Below are 23,566 nucleotides of genomic sequence, written 5' to 3' on the forward strand. Positions count from 1 at the left end.
GTTCAGTGTGCGCTAAAGAAGTAAACCCGAACGAGACTACCGTAACAGCAGCAGGATTGCGAGAAGTTTTAACCATTTTATTTATAAGATTTAATGATGTATTCAGCTAAAAAATGTCGATGTAAAAAATCTGAAATTATAGGGGTTTATACTGTCGGTTTTTTAGGTAATAGCCGATTTAACAGGGTAATAGCGGCATCGCTCGCTGGCGTTAATAACCACCAACTCAATCCGACCAGAACAACCGAGAGCGAGCCGACTGCAATATCGGTAAACCAATGTGCACCAATCATGATGCGAGGCAATGAGAAAATCACCAAGATGGTCAGGCCGATAGCGAAAGCGGTACGGGTAAAATAGCGCAGCATAAAAGCCGCAAAGATCATCAACATCATGCCGTGGTCGCCGGGGAAGCTATCCGATGACGCATCTTTGGTCGGAATACCGGTTAAGTCTGAAACGCGGTTGACGTCACTAAAATAGAGCGTTGGGCTGGCGTGTTGCACCGGTAATAAATGTCCAGCCTGATTCAGCACGACAGCTGTTAACAGCATGATAAAACCGATAATCAATAAACGGCGACGCTCTGTGGGCGTGGCTTGCAGATAAAATGACAAATACAGCAATCCCATTGCAACGAGTGCACAACCGTCAAAGGCGCGGTTATTGGTAACCGCTACCAGATGTAGAAACGCCGGACTATCGACCAAAAGATGGTTGAAATAGAAAAAGATATGGCTGTCGAGCGTGAACCAAAAGCCATGATTTTCCGGTAGATACCAGGATAAAAACAGGCCGATGCCCAACATATTGAGCGCTAAAATAGAACAAAAACGGGCAAATAACATAAGGCAAACTATCCAAACAAAGACGAAAAAATTCAGTTTACTCCACGTTAGCTAAACGAGCCTTTAACAACAAGGCTTGTAACGTATTCCATTCTGCCGGCGTTTCATTAATGACTTCGATACGGCTATCAATCGGTGCCACCGACCGGGTTTCTATATGAAGATCGTGGCCCTGACGGTTCACGACGAGCGTCCCTTCTTTTATACGCATCACCCCTTTAACCCGATTCACGGGAGAAAGGCGGACCCAGTCCAGCAGGGCTGCGGTATCAAAAGTGGTTTCAGGTGCGAATATCCAGCCACAGGCGTGGTAACCCTGTCCTTGATTGAGAGAGCGTCGCCAGGACTGCGCCTTTGGTAATTGCAACGCGGCCAAATTATTTTTTGGCTTATGTGCGTGGTGATGGTCGCCATCTGGAAGTTCGCGCATACGCTCTTGCGATGAAGGAGGGCGCGGTTGGTCGAGCAACTGCCAGTCAACATTTCCCTGACTAGCCTCGATAATTTGTCGACCATCGCTGTTTGCCTGCTGCCACTGCTGCAAGGCCGCGAGATCGTCGGCGGTATAAGTATCTCGTTTGTTAGCGATAATCACATCCGCGGCGGCAAGCTGATCGCGGAAGTTCTCATTTTCCGTATAGCGAGTATCACTCAATTGACGCGCATCCAGCAGACACAGCGTAGCCTGTAATGTCAGCCAGGGCTGATAGATATCACTCGTTAGCAAGGAGAGAATTTGTTTCGGATGGCCGAGCCCCGTGGGTTCGATGAGCAACCGATGGGGTTTCTTCTGTTGCAGCAGCATATTCAGGCCAACCTGCATCGGCAAGCCGTTTACGCAGCACATGCAGCCGCCGGGAATCTCTTTCAATACCGCACCGCTGTCCGCCAGTAGCGCACCGTCAATCCCCACTTCACCGAATTCGTTGACCAGCACCGCCCAGACTTCGTCTTCAGGCTTTTGCGACAGAAGGTGACGAATCGTGGTGGTTTTTCCACTACCCAGAAACCCTGTAATCAAATTGACTTTCGTTAGCATGGCAGGCTCCTAATCCGGGGAAGGTTGACGTGTGCCGGATAGGTCATCCGGCGACAAGTATTGTGCGGGAAGCACAATGTAGAATGTTAGTCTGCGCGACCCATGTAGCGACGTTCTGGAATATGAATACGGATCTTTTCACCCGCGCTCAGATATTCTGGAACGGGGATAACAAGACCGGTGCTCATGGTCGCAGGTTTGTTGCGTGAACTGGCTGAAGCGCCTTTAATGCCCGGTGCCGTCTCAACAATTTCCAGATCGACCGTTTGTGGCAGTTCCAGCGCGATGATTTGGCCGTCCCAGCTCAATACCTGAATTCCCGGCATGCCGCCTTCAGGGATAAACAGCAACTCTTCTTCTATTTGATCTTTTTTGAAGAGGTAAGGAGTGTAGTCCTCATCATCCATAAAGACGTATTCGTCGCCGTCAATATAGGAGAACGTGACCGTACGGCGCGTCAGTGTGATGGTATCGATAATGTCGTCGCCTTTAAAACGCTCTTCCACTTTCAAACCCGTGCGGACATCAGAAAAACGCATTTTGTACAGCGTGCTGGCTCCGCGGGCGCTAGGGCTCTGGACGTCGATGTCCTTTACCAGCAATAACTTGTCGTTATAGTTAACGACCATTCCGCGTTTAATCTCGTTCGCTCTTGCCATAAAAATTACCTGCTATTAGGAGTGTGATTTTTGTGGCGACACGTTACTCGCGCCGAAGAGTTCAGGCAAGTATAAGATGAAGGGGCTGATATTGGTTTTTGGTAGAAGGGCTGTTATGGTGGCGCTCTCTACTTCTTGTCAGCCCACCGGAGCTTGCTGATGGACTGTCGCCCCCATTGCGGTGCCTGCTGCATCGCGGCATCGATTTCAACGCCGATGCCTGGTTTGCCACACGGCAAGCCTGCAAACACACCCTGTATTCATCTTGATGAGGCGATGCGCTGCGGGCTGTTCCATTCTCCACTGCGGCCTGCGGTTTGCGCGGGGCTAAAGCCGCGCGCGGATATGTGTTTCAGCCATCGTGATGAGGCGATGATTTACCTGCTCAAACTGGAAGCCGACACCGCCCCTTAACGTATGGCGATCAGGCGTCTTTGATGCGCCACATACAATAAATGGAACCGGCGATCATCAGCAGCGCGAAAAAGAAGACGGCGTGATAGTTCCAGATTTCAGCAACAATTCCAGCCAGTGAGCCGGAGATGATCCAACCAACGCGCGTGGTATTGGTAAACAGCGTGGTTGCCGCGCCTGCCTGTCCGGGCATCAAGTCCTGAAAGTAAAGCATGCCTATTCCGGCCAGAATGCCAATAAAGATCGCGTTCAGCACCTGTAACGCCAGCAGCGCTATTTCGCTATCAAGAACCAGCAAGCCGCCGAAGAACAGTAGGCCGGAGGCAACAGCAAGCCGCATCAAGAAACGTTTACCGAAGCGTTTGGCAACGTAGCCAGCAATCAGCATCACCGGAATTTCCAGCCCGGCGGCCACACCCATCATGATACCTGCCAGCTTTTCCGGCAAATGCAGTTCATGCACCAGATACAGCGGCATATTAATGAGGTAAATGCCGTTGCAGGTCCACATCAAGGTACAGGCCACGAACAGCAAGAGCGTGTCCCGACGGTTGCGGCGCGGTGATTCCAGCGTGGAAGTGGTCTTTTCCACGGTCTTGGGCATGGAAGGCAGAAAGAGTTTGACCAGAATGCCGCACAAGATAAAGACGACCGCGGCGGTCAGATACATCGTCGTGAAGCCGAATCCCAGTGCCAGCGCAAAGGCGATAGGCGGGCCGACAACCCAGGCGAGAGAAATTTGCGCGCGGAGGATGGAGCTGAACATCGCCGCTTCACGACCCGTTTTATCCGCGTGCTCCCGCGCCAGCGCAAAAAGCTGCGGGTTAGCGGTCGAGCCAAAGCTGCTCAGCAACACGCCGATAAAGAGCAGAATAAAGTAGTTACGGTTCCAGGCAAACAGCATGCAGGCCAGTGCGCCCAGCAGGCAGCAGACGAAAATCAGCGATTTGCGATCGCCCTGACGGTCCGACCGCGTGGCCAGCATTTGGCTGACGACAATGCCGATAACCGCGCTGCCAGTATAAAACATCCCGACTAAGAAAGGACGAGCCTGTACTTCGCTGGAAAGAAAGAGGCTGAGCGTAGGAAGTTGCAGGGCACCGGCCGTTCCGGTCAGGAAGGCAATAACTAAAAATGCTGACGATGTCAGGTCGAGCGGACGTCGCGTTGTATGTGCAGGAGTGAACATAAGTTGATAGCGCTTTGAAAATAGGCAGAGGCTGTCGAGCGCGACATAGTACTCGGGTTTATAATGAAACAGAAATCTTGTTTCATTATTTTTCGTCAGCATGGCTTCAGCCATTTGATGATTTTTGTTGGCGGGCAGCGCATCATCCACGCTAAAATGTGCGTGATGTCAAAATTTTGTTACGTCAGCAGCGTAGAAAGCTTGCATAAATGACGTAATAGAATGAGACTTTTGAAACGTTTCAGCGGAATTTTTTTGAAACGCCCTAACAATCGACACATTTTTTTCTCATAAAAGCTGAAACGATTCAACCTTCAGCAAGAGAGGAGTGCCATGTTCCAGTTGTCACAGCAAGATATTCATTTGGGCGCAGCGGCCAGTACTAAGCAGGAAGCTATCCAGCTTGTTGCTTCAGCACTGACCGAGGCCGGGTGCGTTAACGCAGGGTATGTCGACGGCATGCTCCAGCGTGAACAGCAAACATCCACCTATTTGGGAAGCGGCATTGCTATCCCTCACGGCACAACCGATACCCGCGATCTGGTATTGAAGACCGGGGTTCAAGTATTTCAATTTCCTCAGGGTATTTCCTGGGGGGAAGATCAAACCGCCTATGTGGTGTTGGGGATTGCAGCCCGTTCTGATGAACACCTTGCGTTGCTGCGTCAACTGACTCACGTCCTGAGCGACGATCGCGTCGCAGCACGTTTGGCAAGCACAACCTCAGCAGAAGAATTACGTAGCCTGCTGATGGGCGAGCAGCAACTGGTGGAGTTCCGCTTTGATACCTCACTGATTGCGCTGGATGTGGCGACCGATAATCTGTTGACGCTCCAGGCGTTGAACGCGGGTCGTCTTCAGCAGGTCGGTGCAGCAGACGCCAGCTTCGTTAGTACCGCAGTCAGCAATAAACCGCTGAATCTGGGGCAAGGCGTGTGGTTCAGCGATAGCGCTGTTGGTAACCTCAGCAGCGCGGCTGCGGTGGCACGTCCTGCTACGCCGTTCAGCGTTGACGGCGAAAACGTCGCTTTACTGGTGACGGTCGCTGCGGCTGACGATCAGGCTTTTGCGCCGATTGGTTACCTGAGCAACCTGCTGATTGCACAAAAAGCGGAACGTTTGCTGACAGCTGACGCACCGACGCTGCTGGCTCTTTTGACCAGCGACGTACCGGAAGAAAGTGAAGTGCTGACGGCAGAATTTAGCATTCGCAACGAACACGGCCTGCACGCGCGTCCAGGCACCATGCTGGTGAACGTGATCAAGCAGTTCAGCAGTGACATCACTGTCACCAATCTGGATGGCACAGGCAAACCGGCAAATGGTCGCAGCCTGATGAAAGTCGTCGCGCTGGGCGTGAAGAAAGGTCACAAATTGCGTTTCACCGCGAGCGGTAGCGATGCAGAACAAGCACTGGCCGCGATTGGTGACGCGATTACGTCCGGTTTGGGCGAGGGGGCAGCATGAGCAGGAGAGTAGCCACAATCACCCTGAATCCAGCTTATGATCTGGTTGGCTATTGCCCAGAAGTTGAGAAAGGCGAAGTCAATCTGGTTCAGACAGCGGGTCTGCACGCCGCAGGCAAAGGTATTAACGTTGCCAAGGTGCTGAAAGATCTCGGGATTGATGTCACGGTAGGTGGCTTTCTGGGTAAAGACAATCAGGATGGTTTTCAGCAATTGTTCAGCGAGCTGGGCATTGCCAACCGTTTCCAGGTTGTACCAGGACGTACGCGTATTAATGTCAAATTAACCGAAAAAGATGGCGACGTAACCGACTTCAACTTTTCCGGTTTTGAAGTGACCCAGCAGGACTGGCAGCGTTTCGTCAATGATTCGCTGAGCTGGCTGGGGCAATTCGACATGGTCGCGGTGAGCGGCAGTCTGCCTGCTGGCGTCGATCCTGATGCCTTTACCGATTGGATGTCGCGTCTGCGCACGCAGTGTCCTTGCATTATTTTCGACAGCAGCCGTGAAGCGCTGGTGGCGGGACTGAAAGCCTCTCCTTGGTTGGTGAAACCAAACCGCCGGGAGCTGGAGATATGGGCTGGGCGTAAATTACCTACGCTGGCTGATGTGGTGGATGCCGCCCACGCACTGCGTGAGCAGGGTATCGCGCATGTTGTGATCTCACTGGGTGCGGAAGGTGCACTGTGGGTGAATGCATCGGGTGCGTGGCGGGCTTTGCCACCGGCTTGTGATGTGGTAAGTACGGTAGGTGCGGGCGACTCCATGGTTGGGGGGTTGATTTATGGCTTATTAATGCGTGAGTCCAGTGAGCACACTCTGCGTTTGGCGACGGCGGTTTCAGCGCTGGCCGTCAGCCAAAGTAATGTTGGTATTACCGATCGTCCTCAGTTGGCCGCGATGATGGCGCGTGTCGACCTCAAACCCTTTAACTGATACAGCAGGAGATAAACAATGAAAACGCTGCTGATTTTGGATAAATCACTGGGCCTGGCGAGAAGCCAACTGGTGAAGAACCTACTCGGTGCTGCCGCTGCGAAAGCAGGGGTGACGTTTACAGAACAGGCTAACGACGCTGAACTGGCGATCGTTCTGGGTGCATCCGCCGCGGCGGACAGCGCACTGAATGGCAAGCAGGTTTATGTCGGTGATATCGAACTGGCTGTTTCGCAGCCGGACGCTTTCTTGGCGAAAGCGCAGGCTGACGCCACGGTCTATCAGGCTGCGGCGTCAGCTCCCGTTCAGCAGCCCGCAGTTGCCAAGCGTATTGTGGCGATAACGGCGTGCCCGACGGGCGTCGCGCACACGTTTATGGCAGCAGAAGCGATTGAAAGCGAAGCAAAAAAACGCGGCTGGTGGGTCAAAGTGGAAACGCGCGGCTCCGTTGGTGCGGGCAACGCCATTACCCCTGAAGAAGTGGAACAGGCCGATCTGGTGATCGTGGCTGCGGACATTGAAGTCGATCTGGCGAAGTTTGCTGGTAAGAAGATGTATCGTACCTCGACGGGGCTGGCACTGAAGAAGACGGCGCAGGAGTTAGATAAAGCGCAGGCTGAAGCGAAAGTGTATCAGCCATCTGGGCAAGCCAGTGCGTCAAGCGCGAGCGAGTCTGGTCAGAAAGGCGGAGCGGGCCCGTATCGTCACCTGTTGACCGGCGTGTCTTACATGCTGCCGATGGTTGTCGCGGGTGGTTTGTGTATCGCCTTGTCGTTTGTCTTTGGTATTGAAGCCTTTAAACAGGAAGGTACGCTGGCAGCGGCGCTGATGAAGATCGGCGGCGGTTCTGCCTTTGCGCTGATGGTGCCAGTATTAGCGGGCTATATCGCGTTCTCCATTGCGGATCGTCCGGGCTTAACGCCAGGTCTGGTTGGCGGGATGTTGGCGGTGAGTACGGGGGCAGGCTTCCTCGGTGGGATCATTGCTGGTTTCCTGGCGGGGTATATTGCCAGAGCGATCAACAATAAACTGATTCTGCCGCAAAGTCTGACGGCGCTAAAACCGATCCTGATCATTCCGCTGTTCGCTACGTTGATCACCGGTCTTATCATGATTTACGTCGTTGGCACGCCAGTGGCGAAAATCCTGACTGGCCTGACAGGCTGGCTGCAATCCATGGGCACGGCGAATGCGGTGATTTTGGGTGCGATCCTGGGTGCGATGATGTGTACGGATATGGGCGGCCCAGTTAACAAGGTCGCTTACGTCTTCGGTACGACCTTACTCAGTAGCCAGATTTACGCGCCGATGGCCGCCGTCATGGCAGCGGGTATGGTGCCACCCTTGGCAATGGGTCTGGCGACGGTACTGGCAAGCAAGAAATTCAACCCGACCGAGCGTGAAGGGGGCAAAGCGGCGTTTGTACTGGGCCTGTGCTTTATCTCCGAAGGGGCGATTCCTTACGCGGCGCGTGACCCGATGCGCGTTCTGCCTTGCTGCATCATCGGTGGTGCACTGACTGGTGCGCTGTCAATGGCGGTGGGCGCTAAGTTAATGGCACCACACGGTGGTCTGTTCGTGCTGTTGATTCCTGGCGCGATTACCCCAGTTATCGGCTACCTGTTAGCGATCATTGCGGGAACCGCTGTGGCTGGCGTGCTTTACGCGCTGCTGAAACGCTCTGATGAACAACTGGCGAAGGCCGCATAAGCCCGACTATCGTCATGAATAAAAAGTAATGCCATAACACAAGGATGTGGATGAGAGAGCGCCAGATGGGTAAACCAACTGGCGCTTTTTTTAGCATTGGGCTTCGGACTTGAGCCAGGCGATTTCGTCGGCCCAGATATCGGGGTTGATCGTTTCCAGAATCATCGGGATGCCGTCAAAGCGGGAATCTTTCATGATATAGCTGAAAGCGGTTTTGCCGATATTGCCTTCCCCCAAGCTATGGTGTCGGTCAACGCGACTGGCGAACGCGCTTTTGGCATCATTCAAATGCATTCCGCGCAGGTAGTGAAACCCAACAATGCGATCGAATTCCGCGAAGGTAGCATCGCAATCCGCTTCTGTCCGCAGGTCGTAGCCACCGGCGAAGGCGTGACAGGTATCGATACAGACACCGACGCGGCTTTTATCGTCTACGCCATCGATGATGGCCGCCAACTGTTCAAAGCGGAACCCCAAATTGCTGCCTTGCCCCGCAGTGTTTTCAATCACGGCGGTGACGCCATCCGTTTCCGCCAGCGCGATGTTGATGGACTCGGATATACGTGCCAGACAGTCAGCTTCTTCTATCTGCTTTAGATGGCTACCGGGGTGAAAATTCAGCAGGCTTAGCCCAAGCTGCTGGCAGCGCGACATTTCATCAATAAATGCGCTGCGTGACTTCTCCAGCGCCTCGGCGTCTGGGTGACCCAGATTAATCAGATAGCTATCGTGCGGCAGAATTTGTGCTGATGTATAGGCGTACTGCTCACAGGCGGCTTTAAAACGATCGATAACCTCGGCGCTGAGCGGTGCGGCCTGCCACTGGCGCTGATTCTTGGTAAATAAAGCGAAAGCCGTCGCCTTTATCTCATGTGCGCGAATCACGGCCTGATCGACCCCGCCAGATGCGCTAACATGCGCCCCGATGTATTTCATGTTGGTCTCCTTTGGTAACGGAGACATTATGCAGGTTAATGAGACGTTAACAGGTAAATAATTTATCGTTAGCTGAATAAATGCTCGAAGAACAGATTGATGCCCGCACCGCCAACGACCAGCCAGAGAAACAGAATGAGTGCCAGCAGCAGCGGTTTTGTGCCGGCCTGACGGATGGCACTGAATCGGGTTGTGAGCCCCAGCGCCACCATCGCCATGGTCAACAGCACATTATCGAGTTGTACCAAGTGCGTGACGAGCGTGGGTGAAAGTAGCTGAAAGGAATTGAAGGCCGCTACGGCGATAAACCCCAGTGCAAACCACGGGAACATCAGTGGAATCACGTCTTGCGCGACATTTTTTTGCGCCGTTTTTTTCAGGTAAAACCCAAGAATGAGAAGGAAAGGAGCCAGCATCATCACGCGCAGCATTTTGCTGATGACGGCGATGTTTTCCGTCACACCATCGATGGCATGCCCAGCTGCAACGACCTGAGCAACTTCGTGTATCGTCGAACCGAAGTACAGACCGACGATCTGCGGTGTGACGTCAATCCAGTGATTTTCGATATTGAGTTGATAAAGCCACGGGTACAAAAACATCGCCGTCGTACCGAAAATCACCACGGTGGCAACGGAGACGGCAATCGCATTGCTGGACGCTTTGACCACGGGCGCGGTTGCCATGATCGCCGCCGCGCCGCAGATGCTGCTGCCAGCACTGATGAGAATCACGGTCTCATTGTCGAGTTTCAGCCAGCGCTTGCCTATCCAGCAGGCGAGTAAAAACGTCAACGTGACGACGGTAAGATCGACCGCAACACCGGTAAAGCCAACGGCAGTCACCTGCTGAAAGCTGAGGCGAAAACCATAAAGTATGATGCCCCACCGGAGTAAATGCTGTTTGGCCCACTGCACGCCTGGGTCACACAGCGGATGAAGATGCGGATAAACGCTATTTCCCAGTACGATCCCAATCAAGATCGCCAATGTCAGCGAACCTGGCCCCCAATGGGCGACTTTCGGAATATTTGCCAGCCAGAGAAGTGAAAAAGTTATTAAACTGACTAACAGTAGGCTAGGTAATCTCGCTTTTACTCCATCGGGTGGGGCTATTGTGTGTAATGTCGCAGGAAGAGCCATGGATTGGGTGCCTATTCTGACCGTACCGAAAATTGAGAAGCCAGCTTATAATCCACAAGATTAAAAGAGAAATTGATTATATATTTATAACCTATAAGTATTTCAGATAAAGAGCGCACTATGCATATCACGTTACGTCAACTGGAAGTCTTTGCCGAAGTTCTGAAAAGTGGTTCAACGACACAGGCTTCTGTTGTTCTTGCCCTGTCTCAATCGGCTGTCAGCGCGGCTTTGGCGGATTTAGAAGGGCAGTTGGGTGTCCAACTTTTCGACCGCGTGGGTAAACGTCTGGTGGTTAATGAACATGGCCGCCTGCTGTATCCCAAGGCACTGGCACTGCTTGAACAGTCGATGGAAATTGAGCAACTGTTCCGGCGTGATAATGGGGCGTTACGTGTGTATGCCAGCAGCACCATCGGCAACTATTTATTGCCTGCGATGATTGCCCGCTATCGTCATGACTACCCTGACATTCCGCTGGAGCTGCATGTTGGCAATACGAAAGATGTGATCACGCGCGTATCTGAATTCAGTGTTGATTTGGGCTTGATCGAAGGCCCTTGCCATCACCCAGATTTGATTACACAGCCTTGGCTGGAAGATGAGCTGGTGGTGTTTTGTTCTCCCGAACATCGGCTCAGCCGAGGTGCTGTCTCATTAACGGCGCTGGCGGATGCGCACTGGATCCTGCGCGAACGTGGTTCAGGCACGCGCGAAGTGCTGGATCATCTGCTGCTGACGCACCTGTCGCATTTCCATCTGGTGATGGAACTCGGTAATTCAGAGGCGATTAAGCATGCGGTTCGCCACGGGATTGGTATCAGTTGTCTATCGCGGCATGTCATTGCTGAACAGCTGGCGTCAGGTTCGCTGGTGGAGTTGAAGGTGCCGCTGCCTAAACTCACGCGGACGCTGTATCTGGTTCATCACCGACAGAAACATCTTTCAAATGTGCTACAGCGCTTCCTGAGTTATTGCTGCGAAACGCCATAGCGAAAATATTTTCTGCTGCTAATAATCGAGCACGAGTTATTAACCTCTCTTATAACTCGACGATCTTAACTATTCAGCACAACGCTATTTGCTACAATCCTGCCTCGATTTTTAGCACGAGCATGCAGGATAACAATGGCTCAGCACGATATTCAACAAACTACACAGGGCGCACCGACCCTGCGCCGTGAACTGAAAGCACGGCATTTAACGATGATCGCCATTGGCGGATCGATTGGCACCGGGTTATTTGTCGCGTCTGGTGCGACGGTTTCACAAGCAGGCCCAGGTGGCGCACTTCTGTCTTATGCCCTGATTGGACTGATGGTTTACTTCCTGATGACCAGTCTGGGTGAACTGGCTGCGTTTATGCCGGTTTCCGGTTCGTTCTCCAGCTACGGCTCCCGCTATGTAGAAGAAGGGTTCGGCTTCGCGCTGGGCTGGAACTACTGGTACAACTGGGCGGTGACCATCGCGGTCGATCTGGTGGCGGCGCAACTGGTGATGGGATATTGGTTCCCCGACGTCTCCGGCTGGATCTGGAGCGCGCTGTTCCTCGCGCTGATGTTCCTGCTTAACTACATTTCCGTGAAAGGATTTGGCGAGGCAGAATACTGGTTCTCACTGATTAAAGTGGTCACGGTCGTCGTTTTCATTGCTGTTGGCGTGATGATGATTACGGGCATCATGAGCGGCGCGGAAAATGCCGGATTCCACAACTGGGAGATTGGCGATGCACCGTTTGCTGGCGGCTTCTCTGCCATGATCGGTGTAGCGATGATCGTCGGCTTCTCTTTTCAGGGAACGGAACTGATCGGCGTGGCTGCGGGGGAATCTCAGGAACCAAGCAAAAACATTCCGCGTGCCATCCGTCAGGTTTTCTGGCGCATTCTGTTGTTCTACATCTTCGCGATTCTGATTATCAGCTTAATCATTCCTTATACCGATCCGAACCTGCTGCGTAATGACGTCAAAGACATTACGGTGAGCCCGTTCACGCTGGTGTTTGAGAACGCGGGCCTGCTGTCTGCGGCGGCGGTCATGAACGCGGTTATCCTGACGGCAGTGCTGTCGGCGGGTAACTCTGGGATGTATGCCTCGACGCGTATGCTGTTTACGCTGGCATCGGAAGGTAAAGCACCGCGCATTTTCGCCAGACTGTCAAAAGGCGGCGTGCCGCGTAATGCGCTGTACGCTACCACCGTGGTGGCGGCGCTGTGTTTCCTGTCTTCTTTATATGGCAACCAAACGGTTTATCTGTGGCTGTTGAATACCTCCGGCATGACAGGCTTTATTGCCTGGTTGGGGATCGCGATCAGCCATTATCGTTTCCGCCGCGGCTATGTCATGCAAGGTCACGATCTGAATCGCTTACCTTATTTATCAAGTTTCTTCCCGCTGGGGCCGATCTTTGCGTTTGTGCTCTGTCTGATCATTACGCTGGGGCAGAACTATCAGGCGTTTCTGGAAGATAAAATCGACTGGTATGGTGTGACGGCAACGTACATCGGTATTCCGCTGTTCCTGCTGATTTGGTTCGGTTATAAACTGTATCGTGGAACGCACTTCATCAAGTATCAAGAGATGACGTACCCCGATCATAAGGACTAATCGTAAGAACGCGGCTAACAGCTGCTTTTTACCTTGCCATTTCTTTTCACGCCGCTGATGAAATTTTCATTAGCGGCGTTTTTATTCGTAGTAATTTCTTTCTTATATACCGTTCTGATGGTTGCTTCCTGTTGAGTCTATTTATACGGCGAGAAATGTGGTCAACATTATGATCTTCGTCTACTTCCTATCTTCAACGACATGGCATCATTTTTGCCGTTTTTCTCGTGAATGTATTCTTTCTGATTAGCAACGGTGCTTAGTTTTGATCCGTTATTACGGGTATCTCATTGCCGATGTCATGATAACAATGAGCAGCAGACTTTATTGTTTTTGTGATATTTCTGAATGTCGACGCTAACAATGTCGGTGAATGAAATTCATTATATTAGGTATTGTTAATTGCTTTAATGCTGACTACGCTTCACGTTACGGAGTGATGGATTTCCGATGAGGCAGGAAGTGTAACGTTATTAATACGTTCGTTGTCTTGTGTCATACAGAGAGTTTAATTCATTATTTTTGTATGAGAATACCTGTCGTGATTGCCGACTGCGGAGTCCTTGATATCTGCAAACGGAAATTACTGTATAAATAGCAACCAGGGCACGATGATGTTAAAAATTACCTTTTTGGATAAAGGCTCACTGCCTGAAACCATTTTCCTGAAAAAGACGAGTTTTAGGCGTCCACAATGCCGCCATGAATGGATTGAATATAACTATACCTCGCCCGATCAGGTTATCGCCCGAGCAAAAGACACCCACGTTATCATCACGAATAAAGCCCTATTAACGCGAGACACCTTAGCCGCGTTGCCTGTGTTGAAGCTGATTGCTGTAACGGCAACAGGCACCGACAATATTGATCTTGTTGCTGCTAAAGAACTGGGTATCACGGTCAAAAATGTACCGGGCTACTCGACGCAAGCGGTATCCGAGCACGTGATTGCCATGATTTTTGCGCTAAAGCACAGCCTGATGGCGTGGTATCGCGATCAACTGAGTGACCGCTGGGCCAGCCAGTCGCAATTTGCTTATTTTGATCATCCAGTTAAAGACATTGCAGGCGCTACGCTGGGCATCATCGGCGCGGGTTCGATTGGGCGGGAAGTCGCGCGGCTGGCGCAGGCGCTGGGGATGAAGGTGATTTTTGCTGAGCGGAGAGGTGTATCTCAGTGCCGCGTGGGTTATCTGCCGTTTGAGGAGGTTCTGCGGCTGGCAAATGTGATTTCACTCAACTGCCCGCTGAATAAGAGTACGCAGCATCTGATTAATGCGGAGACGCTCGCCTTGTGTAAGCCCACCGCGTTTATTATTAACACCGCCAGAGGCGGGCTGATTGATGAGCGCGCTCTAGCAGAAGCCTTGCAGCAGCGCGTCATTGCTGGTGCTGCGCTAGACTGCCTGACACAGGAGCCGCCAGCAAAGGACAACCCATTAATGGTGGCAGCGAAAACCCTGCCTAATCTTCTTATTACCCCCCATATCTCTTGGACGTCTGCCTCATCGCTGCAACTGTTGATGGAAAAGATGATTGAAAATATTGATGAGTATGCTCAGCAAAACGGATACAAATAACGTGTAATTTGATTTCGCTGAGTATAAAGGAATATAGCTTGGCAGAAAAATGATGATATTCATCAATTTTAACTGATTATCAAAACTGAGCGTTTCATCAGATCGAATTTTTCGCTGTCGATTATTTCTGTCGCTCTCGCTATATCGGCAGGGAATGAAAGTGGCGCACGTCAGACCTAAAGTGAGAACGTTATTATTTGTGATTATTCTGAATCACTATTAATTGCATGAGAGAATATTTATTTTTTAATAATAACGTAAGTAAATAATAGACCGAGTGCAGCGATAGGTGTCGGCGGCAAAACGCGGCTTAATGAGAGAAGGCATTGGTGGGCTGTATTATGAATCCGCCCCGAATTCTGATGAATGGGGCGGAAATCAGAGAGTATCAGCGTTTCTGGATATACGTCATGGCTAGCGCGAGTGCCAGAACCAGACCTTTGATGATATCCATCGCGTAATAAGGCACGGAGAGCATCACCAGTCCATTCTGCAAGACGCCAAGAATAACGGCACCGAGCAGCGTACCCAGCGCGTTCGGCTTGCCGGATCCCGCCAGCGAGAAACCGATGTACGCCGCGGCAACTGCATCCATCAAATAGCCGCCCCCGGCATTGACCTGCGAAGAGCCGATGCGCGATGCCAGTAAGATCCCGCCCAGCGCCGCGAGTAGTGAAGAAAACACATACGCCTGTACCCGATAACGCGCCGTGCGGATGCCCGCCAGTCGCGCGGCTTCTGGGTTGCCGCCGATGGCATACATCCGGCGACCGTGCTTGGTAAGGGACAGATACAACTGCACCAATACCGTTACCGCAAGCATGATGACAACAATGACCGGTACCTGACCTAGCGTGGCAAAGAATTCAGGAATGACGCCTTCCGCTATTTCGCCGCTAGGCAGCACCATGTTCTGCGTGATGGAGCCGCCATAGCTGTAGGTCATCGCCACGCCCTGAATGACGAATAGGCTGGCGAGCGTTGCCAACATATCGGGAATCTTCAGCACGACGATGAGGAAGGCGTTGAATAGTCCGACCAGCGTACACAGCAGCAGCGTCAGGACAATCGCCCCAGTGGTGCCGAATCCATGCCAGACGAAAAGCGAGATAACCAGCGCATTAGCCAGCGAGGCAGTCGACCCTACGGAAAGATCGAAGCCGCCCACGGACAGCGAAATGGAGACGCCAATGGCAATCACCGTAACGATGGCGATAGAACGCAGGATATTGATGATGTTATACGGGTCGAGAAAGTTCTCCGACGCCAGCCCGAAAAGGGCAATCAGCGCAACAACCGTGATCAGCATGCCCCACTTATAGAGAAACTCGAAAACGTGGTGACGGAAGGGGATCGCCCCGTTAGATGAAAGTGGGTGACTCACGCGGGAGTTCCTCCAGTTGAATAGAAAAGTAGGGTTTCTTCGTCAATCTCAGCCGCGTTCAGCTCTGCGACAATGCGGCCATCCCATAGCACGCAGATGCGATCGCAGAGCCCGACCAGTTCGGAGAACTCGCCCGACGCATAAATAATGCCTTTGCCCTGACGGGCGAGGCCATCAATGAGGGTGAACAAGTCCTGTTTGGCCTTGATATCCACGCCTTTGGTGGGCTCGTCAAAAATCAGAACCTGTGCTTCACTGCGCAGCCACTTGCCGATAGCGACTTTCTGCTGATTCCCACCCGACAGACGCGCCAGCTTTTGCGCCGGACCGGTGGTGCGAACCGCCAGCCGTTCAACGATCTGTTTTGCCCAGCGCAATGCCTTGCCACGGCTGAATACACTCCAACGGGAAAAGCTGTCGGTGGCGGTGATGCTGAGATTCATGGTGACGGATTCATCAATAAAAATACCTTCTTTGCGCCGCTCTTCAGGAACCAGCGCCAGACCCTGTCCGACGGACCGGTGTGGCGAATGCGGTCGCCAGGGTTTACCACGATATTCTCCCAGAGCGATCTGGCAGGGTTCCGCGCCGAACAACGCTTTACATAGCTCGGTTTTCCCCGCACCAGCCAGCCCGGCAATGCCCAGAATTTCCCCTTTGCGCAGCGTAAGAGAAATATTGTGCAACAGCGTTTCGTCGTGCAAACCCGTAACCTGAAGCAGCGTCTCTGCGGCAGGTGTCGCTCGGCGCGGTGGGAAGATATCGTCAAGCCGGTGCCCCAACATTCTCTCTACGATCGCTTCGCCGCTGAGTCCCTGCATCGCACCGCTGCTGACAAACTCGCCGTCACGCAGAACGGTCAACGTATCGCAGATTTCGCTCAGTTCATGAATACGGTGGGAAATAAACACGATCCCGATGCCATCGGCCTGTAAACGGCGTACCACCTCGAAGAGGCGCGCGCTTTCGGCCTGATCCAGCGGAGCCGTGGGTTCATCCAAAATCAGGAAACGACATTCGTGGGATAACGCGCGGGCGAGCAGAATTTGCTGTTTCTCCGCGAGCGAGCAGGTATCCAGCCGTTGACGAACATTAAGGTGGACGCCAAGCTGGTCAAGCAGCGCCTGCGCCTGACGATAGATCTGCGGCCAACTCAGCAGATGTCCGTCCTGCGCCAGCGTATCTAGCATAATGTTTTCCGCCACGGACAGCGTGGGGACCAACGCAACATCGACCTCCTGCTGCACCAGATGAATGCCGTATCGCTTGGCATCACGCGGTGAATGCACATCGACCTGCTTGCCATTAATCAGAATGTCGCCCTGATAGTGATCGTAAGCACCCGACAGGATAGTCATCAGCGTGGATTTGCCTGCGCCGTTTGCGCCGGTCAGGGCATGAATCGAACCACCTTCCAGTGTGAAATTAACCTGCTTGAGGGCGTGGAAACCAGAAAAGGAGATGGAAATGTTGTGCATTTCCAGTCGGCTTTGGGAGGTAGGGATCATGGTCGGTAACGCTCTTGGCGGTCAAGGTCATGAAATAACGGAAAAGAAAGGTAGCACATATCCCCGCAAATTTAATACAGCTTCAAGTGTTTGAGAATCATTGGCTATGAACGAAAAGGCATAAATTAAATAAAAAAGTTCTTAAGCTGGCGCAGGCAAGTGAATAAGATGGGATTATCAATAGAGTAGCGCAGCAGATTCGGCTGTCAGACAAACATAAGATAAGAACCGTGTTCAAGAGAGGGCACGGCGAGGAAGATTCAAACATGCACACAACGACAGTCCGCGTACAGGTTGGCCCTGCTAACTATTTCTCTTTCTCTGGCGCTATCGATAAGCTACTGGAATTTTATCCACCAGATGTACTAAAAAACGCGCTGTGGATCTACGGCGAGCGGGCGATTGCGGCGGCTCGACCGTATTTACCGGCCGAGTTCGATGCGCCTTCAGCCCGCCGCGTTCAGTTTGGCGCGCATTGTAGCGAAGGGGAAGTTGCAAAGCTGGTGGCGCAAGCGGGTGATGAGTGTCAGGTCGTCATTGGCGTCGGTGGCGGGGCGGTATTGGATACCGCGAAGGTCGCCGCGCGTCATATTGGCGTGCCGCTGGTGGCGATTCCGACCATTGCGGCGACCTGTGCGGCCTGGACGCCGTTGTCCGTGTGGTATAACGATGCCGGTCAGGCACTACGCTTCGAGATTTTTACCGATGCTAACCATCTGGTGCTGGTGGAGCCGCGGATTATGCTGGCGGCACCGGTGGAATACTTACTGGCTGGCGTCGGTGATACGCTGGCGAAGTGGTATGAAGCCGTCGTTCTCAGTCCTCAGCCGGAAACGCTGCCGCTTTCTGTTCGGCTGGGCTTACAGGCCGCGCTGGATATCCGTAATGTGTTGCTGCAACAAAGTGCGGCAGCGCTGGAAGCCGTCGAGCGTGGTGAACTGACGCAGGATTTTCTGGATGTCGTAGATGCGATCATTGCCGGTGGCGGCATGGTTGGCGGGTTGGGTGAGCGCTATACCCGGGTGGCGGCGGCGCATGCGGTGCATAACGGTTTAACGGTGTTGCCACAAACTGAGCGCTTCCTGCACGGCACCAAGGTGGCTTATGGCATTCTGGTGCAAAGCGCTTTACTGGGCGATAGCGACACACTGCGCCAGTTGAAGGCGGCGTTTAAGGCATTCGGTTTGCCGACCTCACTCGCCGCACTGGACGTGGATATTCACGATCGCGCCGCGCTTCAGGCGGTTATTGCCCGCACCTTGCAGGCGGGGGAATCCATTCATTATCTGCCGTTGACGCTCAATGAAGACGTCCTGCTGGCGGCGTTTAACACCGTTGAATCTACCGGGGAATAACTAGATAGGAAGAGGAGGGCGGAGAGCATTCTCCGCCCCAAAGACTTTATCTTTAAAAACTACTGCGTTTTCTCGTAGGGGAATGAATTTTTGATAAAGCTGGCGTAGTAACGGTACTTTGTCTTGCTTGCCATCAGCTCTTCATAAATCATGCGTGCTACGCCGCTGTAGAGATAGATGCTCCCATTGAGCAATTCGACTTCCAATTGGCTTTTTTCTGCATCGTATCCGACTGAAAACAACTCTGCTGATGAAACTCGTTTTCTTTGCAAAATTAATCACTCCCAACGTGTCAATGCCGCATCCTGACGGTATACCGCCTTTGAGCTATAACGTGTTATAGCTCGAAATATATCGGGGGTAAACAGCAGCATATCGTTATTAGTTCATGAATAATCAGTAAACGCTCACAGAATTCTTGCTCTGTCGTCCATCGACCCGCTTTGTTTGTTGTTGATGGGGTGATAAGCCGATCGGATTGTTAATCTTGAGCGAGAGCCCGCTGAAAAGCAGGCTGGCTTTCTATCCGCTCAATGTATTGTTGGATATGCGGGTAGTGGCTGAGGTCCAGACGCGTTTTCGCCAACACCAGCGGGACGGCCATTTGGATATCGGCACCGCTGAGCGACTCCCCCGCAAACCAGTCTTGTTTACTCAAATGCTGTTCGATGAACTGAAGTTGCGTCGTCAGCCGCGGCACAATAAAGGCCTGCTCGATGCTTTGCACAATTTTGCGTGCGATAGGGCGGATGAAAAACGGCATCGGCGCGGACTCTGCTTTCGCCAATACCAGACGCATTACCAGCAGTGGCATGAGAGACCCTTCGGCAAAATGCAGCCAGAAACGATAATCCAGCAGCGCTTGTCCACTCTGTGGACGAAGTCTGCCATTGCCGTAAGTCTCAATCAGGTATTCCACGATTGCCCCGGATTCGGCAATCGTTAGCTCGCCATCGGTAATCACCGGCGATTTCCCTAGCGGGTGAATCTGCTTGAGCGACGCTGGGGCGCTAAACGTTTTTGGGTCACGGGCGTAGCGAATGACTTCATAGCCAACGCCCAGTTCTTCCAGTAGCCAGGTCGCGCGGGTTGAGCGGGATTTCTCGAGGTGATGGACGTGTATCATCAAGGTTTCCTTTTTGTTTGTCTTGGTTCCGTCATTCAGCACGGGCAGGTGTGTGATTGTTTTACTGAGAGTTGCTGTAACAGGGAAGTGAAAATAGCACTCGGGAGACGTCCCCCGAGTGCGGTTATCAGCGAGATGAGCATAGCCCATTATTCGTATCGTGATTATGCATACAACTATTTATGCGTAAAAATTTATGCGTACAAATAGTGGGCGTGGAAGCGCAGGTGATCTTCGATAAAACTGGCGATGAAGAAATAACTGTGGTCATAGCCAGACTGTGTCCGCAGCGTCAGCGGCCAGTCATACTGGCTTGCCAGTTCTTCCAGTTTCGCTGGTTGCAGCTGATCGGGAAGGAACTGATCGCAATCGCCCTGATCGACCAGCATGGGCAGCTTCTTCTGGCTATTTGCCAGTAAATGGCAGCTGTCATACTGCAACCATTGCGTTTCATCCTCACCGAGGTAGGCGGTTAGCGCCTTGCGTCCCCAGGGAACCTGACTTGGGTTAACGATCGGGGCGAACGCTGACGCAGACTGGAATTGATCCGGGTTGCGTAGCGCCAGCATCAGCGCGCCGTGGCCGCCCATCGAATGCCCACTGATGGACTGACGGCGATTCACATTAAAATGTTGCTGGATCAACGCCGGCAATTCACTGCTGATGTAGTCATACATCCGGTAGTGTGCCGCCCAGGGGGCTTGCGTGGCATTCACGTAGAATCCCGCCCCCTGACCCAGATCGTACCCCGCGTCGTCTGCTACGCCATCGCCGCGCGGGCTGGTGTCTGGCATGACCAGCACCAGACCCAGCTCGGAGGCAATGCGCTGTGCACCGGCTTTCGTCGTAAAGTTTTCGTCGTTGCAGGTTAACCCAGACAGCCAGTAAAGCACGGGCGGCGGCGTGTCATCCTGTGTCGGTGGCAGATAAATGCTGAACGTCATGGTAGTGTTCAGCGTTTCTGACACATGGCGGTAGCGCTGTTGCCAGCCGCCAAACATACGGTGTTCTTCCAGCAGTTCCAGTGATGAATTCATCGCTGTACAGCCTCCTCTATTCTGTTCCTGACAGTAGTGCAATTAACCGAAATGAATCACAGAGCGAATCGATTTGCCTTCGTGCATTAAATCGAATGCCGTGTTGATCTCGTCCAGCCCCATCGTGTGGGTGATGAAGTCATTCAGCGGGAATTCACCTTTCAGGTAACGATCGACAATGCCTGGCAGCTCGCTACGGCCTTTCACGCCGCCGAAAGCAGAGCCGCGCCATACGCGACCCGTCACCAGTTGGAACGGACGCGTGGCGATTTCTTCACCTGCACCCGCCACGCCGATGATGATGGATTCGCCCCAGCCTTTATGACAGCACTCTAGCGCGGAACGCATGACATTGACGTTACCGATACACTCGAAGGAGAAGTCCACGCCGCCATCGGTCAATTCAACGATGACGTCCTGAATCGGCTTATCGTAATCTTTCGGGTTAAGCAGATCGGTGGCACCCAGCTTACGCGCCAGATCAAATTTGCTGGTGTTGAGATCGATACCAATGATGCGTCCGGCCCCTGCCATTTGCGCACCGATAATCGCCGACAAACCAATGCCGCCGAGGCCGAAAATCGCAACCGTATCGCCCGCTTTCACTTTTGCGGTATTCAGCACAGCACCCATACCCGTGGTGACGCCACAGCCCAGCAGGCAAACTTCTTCCAGCGGTGCTTCTTTATTCACTTTCGCCAGCGAAATTTCAGGCACAACGGTGTGCTCTGCGAAGGTAGATGTGCCCATGTAATGGAAAATTGGCTGGCCATTTTTGGAGAAGCGAGTCGTGCCGTCCGGCATCAGGCCTTTACCCTGCGTGGAACGAATAGCCTGACACAGGTTGGTTTTGCCAGAGCGACAGAATTTACATTCGCCACATTCTGGGGTGTAAAGCGGAATAACGTGATCGCCAACGGCAACGCTGGTCACGCCTTCCCCGATGGCTTCGACAATCCCGCCGCCTTCATGGCCAAGAATCGCCGGGAACACGCCTTCAGGATCTTTGCCGGACAGCGTATAGGCATCCGTGTGGCATACGCCGGTTGCGACGATGCGCACCAACACTTCACCTTTCTGCGGTGGCATCAGATCCACTTCTTCAACCGACAGTGGCTGGTTGGGGCCCCAGGCGATGGCGGCACGGGTTTTAATCATTTGCATGGTGGTGACTCCTAATGGCATTCCGTTATGGATGGTAAATTGAATGACAGGACGTGGTATTCATCACGGTGTCGTCCTGTCTTGAAAATGGCTGCTCAGAGAAAATAATGGGTTCATTCCGACTGAGTGGGTGGTTCAATAATGCTGCCCTGTTCAATAATGAGCTTTTTAAGCGCCTCGACATTCGGGCCGAATGCGTCGCGTCGCCAGACGAGCCAGGTGGACGCGGCGGCGATGTCGGGTGGTAATTCATGTACCTGAACGCGCGTGCCTGCCGGCAGTGATTCGAGTACGGCATACGGGATCATGGCCAGCCCGGCACCGCTGGCGACACAGGCAAGCATGGCATGGTATGAGTGGATTTCCATGATCGTGCTGGGCACCACGCCATCCTGCCGGAACCAGTTCTCAAGGCGCTTTCTGTAGGAACAACTGGGGCGGAAGGCAAACAGCGTATCGTGGCTGGCATCCCGCGCATGGGTAATCGGCGCGTGCGCCGTGTCAGATATCAGCACGAGTCGTTCTGTAAAACACGAACAGCCATTCAGTTCATCGTAGACAACGGGTCCATCGACTAACGCTGCCGCTAATGTTCCCGCGCGCACGCGCTCAATGATTTCCCCCGATGTACCGGTATTCAGGGACAGCGAAACATTGGGGTAACGCTGGTGGTAAGCCGCTAATAGCGTAGGTAAACGGGTTGCCGCAGTGCTTTCCATCGAACCGAACGCGAAATTACCGGCGGGTTCCCCCGTGCGCGTCATGCTGATCGCTTCTTCGCTAAGTGCCAGGATGCGCTGTGCATAACATAAGAAATTGTGCCCAATAGGGGACAGGCGCAGGCGCTGTTTCTCACGGATAAACAGGTCGGTGCCCAGTTCCAGTTCCAACTGGCGCAACCGCGTGGTCAGATTGGAGGGCACCCGATGAAGCTGCTCTGCGGCGCGCGCGACGGAACCCGTTTCGGCGACGAGACAGAACATGCGGAGCTGGGTCAAATCCATGTCTTTCTCTTTTCGTAATGAACTGATGTCTGATTATTCATTTTTTGTGAAGTGTAGCGATAAGCTGTGCATTTCGCAACTGGCTTGGGTCATACGGACGGTGAACGCCACCTAAATCTGGCGATATGAAACAAACCCTGATTAAATTTACGTGCGTAATTATCATCAGAGTTAATATTTAGGATAAAGAAGCGATAGAATGGTCGTGTTCTGAATTAATAGCACCGTAACCAACTTTATTGCGAATAGATGCCTGTTTTTAAGATGAAAGTCTCTTATGAAAATAAGAATAATCACAAAAATAAAATTGTCTTTCTGTTTTAAAAAATGACGAATTAATAAAAGTCAAATTAAAACAAATGGTTAATTTTTTTGATGAGTAGACTGTAACCAAAGGATAGCCAACGCTATCGCAATTCTTCATTTTGATCGCATTTATTGATGTAAGGGCGTAAAGTGCTTATG

At 52.5% G+C, this 23,566-nt stretch carries 21 protein-coding genes; 8 read left to right on the forward strand and 13 right to left on the reverse strand.

The features are described 5' to 3' along the window. Window positions 1-146: 146 nt before the first annotated feature. From IG609_RS07880 to yeiP, 3 genes are all read right to left on the reverse strand, one after another. Window positions 147-848, reverse strand: coding sequence for a phosphatase PAP2 family protein (locus IG609_RS07880; protein WP_193397638.1), 702 nt, complete (start codon window positions 846-848; stop codon window positions 147-149). Window positions 849-885: 37 nt separating this feature from the next. Next, window positions 886-1,887, reverse strand: a complete 1,002-nt coding sequence (locus tag IG609_RS07885) for a CobW family GTP-binding protein (RefSeq protein ID WP_193397639.1) — start codon at window positions 1,885-1,887, stop codon at window positions 886-888. An 86-nt stretch (window positions 1,888-1,973) separates the two neighbouring features. Then, on the reverse strand, window positions 1,974-2,546 hold the full coding sequence (yeiP, locus tag IG609_RS07890; RefSeq protein WP_010277377.1) for an elongation factor P-like protein YeiP: 573 nt from the start codon (window positions 2,544-2,546) through the stop codon (window positions 1,974-1,976). A 159-nt stretch (window positions 2,547-2,705) separates the two neighbouring features. Between yeiP and IG609_RS07895 the strand changes: the two genes are divergently transcribed. After that, window positions 2,706-2,960: a hypothetical protein gene (locus IG609_RS07895; RefSeq protein ID WP_005967276.1), complete on the forward strand. Its 255-nt coding sequence runs from the start codon at window positions 2,706-2,708 to the stop codon at window positions 2,958-2,960. Window positions 2,961-2,970: 10 nt separating this feature from the next. Here IG609_RS07895 and setB read toward each other — a convergent pair whose 3' ends face one another. Next, complete coding sequence (gene setB / locus IG609_RS07900) at window positions 2,971-4,149, reverse strand: sugar efflux transporter SetB (protein WP_193400404.1); 1,179 nt, start codon at window positions 4,147-4,149, stop codon at window positions 2,971-2,973. A gap of 333 nt (window positions 4,150-4,482) precedes the next feature. On the opposite strand from setB, the gene fruB reads away from it, so the two are divergent. The 3 genes from fruB to fruA are packed head-to-tail and all read left to right on the forward strand — an operon-like array spanning window position 4,483 to window position 8,261. After that, on the forward strand, window positions 4,483-5,616 hold the full coding sequence (gene fruB, locus IG609_RS07905) for a fused PTS fructose transporter subunit IIA/HPr protein (protein WP_102118847.1): 1,134 nt from the start codon (window positions 4,483-4,485) through the stop codon (window positions 5,614-5,616). Beyond that, window positions 5,613-6,551, forward strand: a complete 939-nt coding sequence (fruK, locus tag IG609_RS07910; RefSeq protein ID WP_014699594.1) for a 1-phosphofructokinase — start codon at window positions 5,613-5,615, stop codon at window positions 6,549-6,551. The genes fruB and fruK overlap by 4 nt, the downstream gene beginning before the upstream one ends. A gap of 18 nt (window positions 6,552-6,569) precedes the next feature. Beyond that, window positions 6,570-8,261, forward strand: a complete 1,692-nt coding sequence (gene fruA / locus IG609_RS07915) for a PTS fructose transporter subunit IIBC (RefSeq protein WP_102118846.1) — start codon at window positions 6,570-6,572, stop codon at window positions 8,259-8,261. Window positions 8,262-8,351: 90 nt separating this feature from the next. On the opposite strand, the gene nfo is transcribed toward fruA, so the two are convergent. Continuing rightward, on the reverse strand, window positions 8,352-9,197 hold the full coding sequence (gene nfo, locus IG609_RS07920) for a deoxyribonuclease IV (protein WP_193400406.1): 846 nt from the start codon (window positions 9,195-9,197) through the stop codon (window positions 8,352-8,354). A gap of 68 nt (window positions 9,198-9,265) precedes the next feature. Beyond that, entirely contained in the window at window positions 9,266-10,339 is a 1,074-nt protein-coding gene (locus tag IG609_RS07925; protein ID WP_193400408.1) for a YeiH family protein, read from the reverse strand. Window positions 10,340-10,459: 120 nt separating this feature from the next. Here IG609_RS07925 and yieE point away from each other — a divergent pair, with 120 nt between their 5' ends. From yieE to IG609_RS07940, 3 genes are all read left to right on the forward strand, one after another. Continuing rightward, window positions 10,460-11,332, forward strand: a complete 873-nt coding sequence (yieE, locus tag IG609_RS07930; protein ID WP_193397644.1) for a DNA-binding transcriptional regulator YeiE — start codon at window positions 10,460-10,462, stop codon at window positions 11,330-11,332. Between the two features lie 135 nt (window positions 11,333-11,467). After that, on the forward strand, window positions 11,468-12,943 hold the full coding sequence (locus IG609_RS07935) for an amino acid permease (RefSeq protein ID WP_193397645.1): 1,476 nt from the start codon (window positions 11,468-11,470) through the stop codon (window positions 12,941-12,943). 611 nt (window positions 12,944-13,554) lie between these two features. Continuing rightward, on the forward strand, window positions 13,555-14,523 hold the full coding sequence (locus IG609_RS07940; protein WP_205562930.1) for a 2-hydroxyacid dehydrogenase: 969 nt from the start codon (window positions 13,555-13,557) through the stop codon (window positions 14,521-14,523). A gap of 388 nt (window positions 14,524-14,911) precedes the next feature. On the opposite strand, the gene IG609_RS07945 is transcribed toward IG609_RS07940, so the two are convergent. Together IG609_RS07945 and IG609_RS07950 are read right to left on the reverse strand one after the other, a co-directional pair. Continuing rightward, a complete protein-coding gene (locus IG609_RS07945; RefSeq protein ID WP_226374070.1) occupies window positions 14,912-15,832 on the reverse strand; it encodes an ABC transporter permease in 921 nt (306 codons plus the stop codon). A 71-nt stretch (window positions 15,833-15,903) separates the two neighbouring features. Next, entirely contained in the window at window positions 15,904-17,415 is a 1,512-nt protein-coding gene (locus tag IG609_RS07950; RefSeq protein WP_193400410.1) for a sugar ABC transporter ATP-binding protein, read from the reverse strand. 266 nt (window positions 17,416-17,681) lie between these two features. Here IG609_RS07950 and IG609_RS07955 point away from each other — a divergent pair, with 266 nt between their 5' ends. Then, window positions 17,682-18,770 (forward strand): oxidoreductase, encoded by a 1,089-nt coding sequence (locus IG609_RS07955; protein ID WP_193397649.1) that lies wholly within the window; start codon window positions 17,682-17,684, stop codon window positions 18,768-18,770. A 59-nt stretch (window positions 18,771-18,829) separates the two neighbouring features. On the opposite strand, the gene IG609_RS07960 is transcribed toward IG609_RS07955, so the two are convergent. From IG609_RS07960 to ptrR, 5 genes are all read right to left on the reverse strand, one after another. Further along, window positions 18,830-19,042 carry a KTSC domain-containing protein gene (locus IG609_RS07960; protein ID WP_102118839.1) on the reverse strand — a complete coding sequence of 71 codons (213 nt, stop codon included), beginning with the start codon at window positions 19,040-19,042 and terminating at the stop codon, window positions 18,830-18,832. Between the two features lie 209 nt (window positions 19,043-19,251). After that, window positions 19,252-19,896, reverse strand: a complete 645-nt coding sequence (locus IG609_RS07965) for a glutathione S-transferase (RefSeq protein ID WP_193397650.1) — start codon at window positions 19,894-19,896, stop codon at window positions 19,252-19,254. A 194-nt stretch (window positions 19,897-20,090) separates the two neighbouring features. Continuing rightward, window positions 20,091-20,933 (reverse strand): S-formylglutathione hydrolase, encoded by an 843-nt coding sequence (fghA, locus tag IG609_RS07970; protein WP_284070734.1) that lies wholly within the window; start codon window positions 20,931-20,933, stop codon window positions 20,091-20,093. A 42-nt stretch (window positions 20,934-20,975) separates the two neighbouring features. Continuing rightward, complete coding sequence (locus tag IG609_RS07975; protein WP_193397651.1) at window positions 20,976-22,097, reverse strand: S-(hydroxymethyl)glutathione dehydrogenase/class III alcohol dehydrogenase; 1,122 nt, start codon at window positions 22,095-22,097, stop codon at window positions 20,976-20,978. Window positions 22,098-22,210: 113 nt separating this feature from the next. Beyond that, complete coding sequence (gene ptrR, locus IG609_RS07980) at window positions 22,211-23,101, reverse strand: putrescine utilization regulator PtrR (protein ID WP_193400412.1); 891 nt, start codon at window positions 23,099-23,101, stop codon at window positions 22,211-22,213. Window positions 23,102-23,566 lie beyond the last annotated feature (465 nt).

This window comes from Pectobacterium quasiaquaticum (genome assembly GCF_014946775.2).
GTDB lineage: Bacteria > Pseudomonadota > Gammaproteobacteria > Enterobacterales > Enterobacteriaceae > Pectobacterium > Pectobacterium aquaticum.